Raw genomic sequence first — 4,001 nt, forward strand, 5'->3', positions numbered from 1 at the left:
GTGCTGGCGGCCCTCGGCCTGACCGCCGCGGGCTGCGGGTCCGGCGGCGCGGCACCGCAGGCCGGCCCGCCCGCGTCGGACGCCACCTCCGCCGCGCCCCGGGAGCCGTCCCCCGCCGCGACCGGGTCGCCCTCCCCCACGGCGGCCGGATCGCCGTCCTCCACCACCCGTGCGTCGCCCACCCCCGGCTCCGCGAAACCGCTGCCGCGCGGACCGCTCACCGGCCGGACCGTGGTGATCGACCCCGGGCACAACCCCCGCAACCGCGACCACTCGCGGGAGATCAACGCCCAGGTGGACATGGGCAACGGCCGCAAGGAGTGCGACACCACCGGCACGTCGACCGACTCCGGTTACGCGGAGGCCCTCTTCACCCTGGACGTGTCCCGCAGGCTGCGGACGCTGCTGGAGGCCGAGGGCGCCGAGGTCGTACTCACCCACGACGACGACCGGCCGTTCGGGCCGTGCGTGGACGAACGGGCCCGGATCGGCAACGAGGCGCACGCGGACGCCGTCGTGTCGGTCCACGCGGACGGTTCCGCCGTGGGCAACCGGGGCTTCCACGTGATCCTGCCCGCCCTGGTGCGGGGCGCCGGGTCGGACACCTCGCGCATCGTGGCGCCGTCGCGTGACCTCGGCGAACGGATCGCCGGGAAATTCGTACGCGCTACCGGAAGCGCGCCGTCCAATTACATCGGCGGCCATACGGGACTGGACACCCGCGACGATCTCGGCGGACTGAATCTGTCGACGGTGCCCAAAGTCTTCATCGAATGCGGCAACATGCGTGATCCGAAGGACGCCGCTCTGCTCATGAACGCGGACTGGCGTCAACGGGCGGCCACCGGTATCGCCGACGGCGTCAGCAGCTACCTGAAGCGGTAGCCCCGTGCCGACGGTGGTGAGTTCGGGGGGGGCAGGGAGTGAGGGGTCCGGGCAGGGGTACAACCCGCCCCGGCAGACGATAGATTCATCCGTACGATGGGGAGCCACCCCCGAGCTTCGCGCCGTACCCGCCGTTCAGGCGGCATCGACGACCGCCCCGACGAGACGACCGACTAAGGACCTTCACGTGAATATCCGCTCCCTCACTCGAGGCGACGGCGTGGTGATCGGAGCAGCGGTCGTGCTGTTCATCGCCTCTTTCCTCGACCTCTTCGGCGTCGACTGCCCCAAGGGCATCGACTGCTCCGGCTACAGCTCGAACGCCTGGGACTCGCTCTCGCTGCTGATGAGCATCTACCTGGCCGGCATCATCGGCGCGGCGCTGCTGATCGTGAGCCGTGCGATGCCGGGCCGCAAGGTGGCGGGGCTCGACATCGCCCAGTTCGGGGCCGCGTTCACCGTGTTCTCGCTCTGGACCATGTTCTGGACGATCATCGACGCCAGCAACGCGGGCGCCGGACTGATCCTCGGCCTTCTCGCGACCATCGCGCTGGCCGGCGGCGCGGTGGCCGCCCCGCTGGTCCCGGCGCTCAAGGCCCCGCTGATGGGCGCCCCGAGCCCGGCGCAGCCGCAGTTCGGCGGGCAGCCCGGGTACGGCTACCCCGGCGCCCAGCAGCCCCAGGGGTACGGCTACCCCGGTGCACAGCAGCCCTACGGCGCGCACCCGGGTCAGCCGGACGCCGCCCAGCAGGCGGCGCCGCAGGCCCCGCAGGCCGGTGGCGCCCCGGCCGGCGACTTCGCCCCGTTCTGGTTCGCGGTGCCGGTGGCCCGCCCGCTGTACGGCGAGGACGGCGCCCCGACCCCGATCGCCGAACTCGCCCCGGGCACCTGGTACCTGGCGGTCGAGCAACGCGGCTCCGGGCTCATCGCCCAGACGCAGGACGGCCGTCGTGGTGTCCTCCAGGACACCACGGGCATCCAGCGCGGCTGACCGGTCCGTCCACACGGTGGCCCCCGGCCCTTCGACTCACCTCGAAGGGCCGGGGGCCACCGTCGTACCCGGGCCCGCCCCACGGCTCAGCCGAACGAGGAGCGTTCCAGCCAGAAGTCCAGCAGCCCCCGGTCGCCGAGGACTTCCAGTCCCCCCTCCTCAGGCTTGAGCCGGCGGTTGAACGTCAGCATGAGCGAGGTCAGCGGACCGCGTACGGCGACGGTGGCCTTCTCGTGGGCCTGGCGCCAGGTGAAGGAGTCCTCGCCGATCTCGATCAGCCACTCCGCCCCCGGCACGTCGGTGGCGTGCAGGTGCAGCGACTGCCCGGCGCCTCGCGGTCCGGCCGCCTCCAGGTGGCCCGCGGCCTGGGCGAAGGCCATGATCTGGAGCCATTCCGTGACGGTGTCGGCGGCGAGGTCGGGGACCACCTCGTAGGCGGTGCCCGTGGCGAGGGCGGCGTCGGCGCGGTGGACGACGGTCTCGTGCGCCACCCGGCGGGCCCAGAAGGCGCTCCGCCGCTCCCAGGCCCAGGTCCAGACCTCGGTGTCGGGGCCCGCGGCGCGCAGGGCCCGCACCGTGGCCTCGGCACCCGCGGACAGCCAGGCGCCCAGGGCCGCCGGGTCCCCGTCCGCGGGCCCCGCGGAATCCGGCACCTGGTCCGTGGGGACGGCCTCGGTGGCGCGGGTGCGGACCGTCTCCCCGGCCCAGCGGTGCGCGCGGCCGACGTGGAGCGCGAGTTCGCGCAGGTCCCAGTCGGGGCAGGTGGGAATCCTCGCGGCCGGGTCGGCGCCCTCGACGATCTCTCTCAACCGGGCGGTCTGGTCAAGGATCTCGTCGCAGTACCGGGTGTGTGCAAGCAGGGTCATGGCCGCACCCTACGCATCCCCCGGGCCGGTCCTCACCTGGTTTCGGGCGCCCGCGCCCCGGCCGGGTTTCACCCCCGGCCGAGCGGCAACCCGGAACACATGTCCTACAGAACAGGCACGGGAAGCAGCGGCGCCGCACGGATCATCGCGGTGATCGCGGACGTCATGGCCTTCATCCTCATCGCGTGGATCGTGATGTACCTGCTCGACGCCAACCGGGGCAACGAACTGGTGCAGTGGTTCCACGACGCGGCCACCTGGCTGGCCGGCTGGTCGCACGACCTGTTCACCTTCGACGAGGCCTGGGCGCGGGTCGTCGCCGGGTACGGTCTGGCCGCCGTCGTCTACCTCTTCGTCGGTCACGCCGTGGCGGGCCGGATCCGCCGCTGAGCGGACGGACGGTCAGCGGCAGCAGTCGGGCTCCAGGCCGGTCGGCAGCCGTTCACCGCCGAAGACCGCGGTGGTCGCCTCGTCACCGCCGAGCGCGGCCACCGCGAGCAGCAGCGAGCCGGCCGTCCAGGTGGTGAGTTCCTGCGGCCAGAAGGCCCGTTCGCCCTCGAAGACGTACCCCGTCCAGTACAGGCCGCCCTCGGCCCGCAGGTGCTGGACGGACTGGAGGATCTCCAGGGCCCGGTCGGACTCGCCCGTCACCCAGAGCGCCAGGGCCAGTTCGCAGCTCTCGCCGCCGGTCACCCAGGGGTTGGGCAGGACGCAGCGCACCCCGAGGCCCGGTACCACGAAGCGGTCCCAGCCCTCCTCGATCCGCTCGGTGGCCTCGGGACCGGTGAGCGCCCCGCCCAGGACGGGGTAGTACCAGTCCATCGAGTAGCGGCTCTTGTCCAGGAAGCGCTCCGGGTGCCGGCGGATCGCGTGGCCGAGGGCCCCGGCCGCCAGCTCCCAGTCGGGCTGCGGCTCCTCGCGCTGTTCGGCGAGGGCCAGGGCGCAGCGCAGCGCCTGGTACACGGAGGAGCAGCCGGTCAGCAGGGCGTCGGGGACGGGGGTGCCGTCGGCCTCCCGCTTCCAGCCGATCTGGCCGCCGGGCTGCTGGAGCCGGAGCACGAACTCGACGGCGGCGTAGACCGTGGGCCACATCCGGTCGGCGAACGCGTCGTCGCCGGTGGCCAGGTAGTGGTGCCAGACGCCGACGGCCACGTAGGCGCAGAAGTTGGTCTCGCGGCCCCGGTCGGTGGGCTGTTCGTGGTCGCCGTCGTGGTAGGCGGCGTACCAGGAGCCGTCGCCGTTCTGGTGGCGGGCGAGCC

Annotated in this window: 5 protein-coding genes; 3 read left to right on the top strand and 2 right to left on the bottom strand. The window is 73.2% G+C overall.

Translation table 11 applies throughout. The features are described from left to right. Both IH13_RS0132445 and IH13_RS0132450 read left to right on the top strand, forming a co-directional pair. Positions 1-885: an N-acetylmuramoyl-L-alanine amidase gene (locus IH13_RS0132445; protein WP_031090087.1), complete on the top strand. Its 885-nt coding sequence runs from the start codon at positions 1-3 to the stop codon at positions 883-885. A gap of 187 nt (positions 886-1,072) precedes the next feature. After that, positions 1,073-1,876, top strand: a complete 804-nt coding sequence (locus IH13_RS0132450; RefSeq protein ID WP_031090090.1) for a DUF5336 domain-containing protein — start codon at positions 1,073-1,075, stop codon at positions 1,874-1,876. A gap of 86 nt (positions 1,877-1,962) precedes the next feature. On the opposite strand, the gene IH13_RS0132455 is transcribed toward IH13_RS0132450, so the two are convergent. Next, the gene (locus IH13_RS0132455; RefSeq protein ID WP_031090091.1) at positions 1,963-2,742 is read right to left on the bottom strand and encodes a maleylpyruvate isomerase family mycothiol-dependent enzyme; all 780 of its coding nucleotides are present in this window, start codon (positions 2,740-2,742) and stop codon (positions 1,963-1,965) included. Positions 2,743-2,841: 99 nt separating this feature from the next. On the opposite strand from IH13_RS0132455, the gene IH13_RS0132460 reads away from it, so the two are divergent. After that, entirely contained in the window at positions 2,842-3,132 is a 291-nt protein-coding gene (locus tag IH13_RS0132460) for a hypothetical protein (RefSeq protein ID WP_031090093.1), read from the top strand. 12 nt (positions 3,133-3,144) lie between these two features. On the opposite strand, the gene IH13_RS0132465 is transcribed toward IH13_RS0132460, so the two are convergent. Continuing rightward, positions 3,145-4,001 (bottom strand): glucosidase family protein (locus IH13_RS0132465; protein ID WP_031090095.1); only part of this gene is annotated, 857 nt, incomplete at its 5' end.

This window comes from Streptomyces sp. NRRL WC-3549, from assembly GCF_000721935.1.
Taxonomy (GTDB): domain Bacteria; phylum Actinomycetota; class Actinomycetes; order Streptomycetales; family Streptomycetaceae; genus Streptomyces.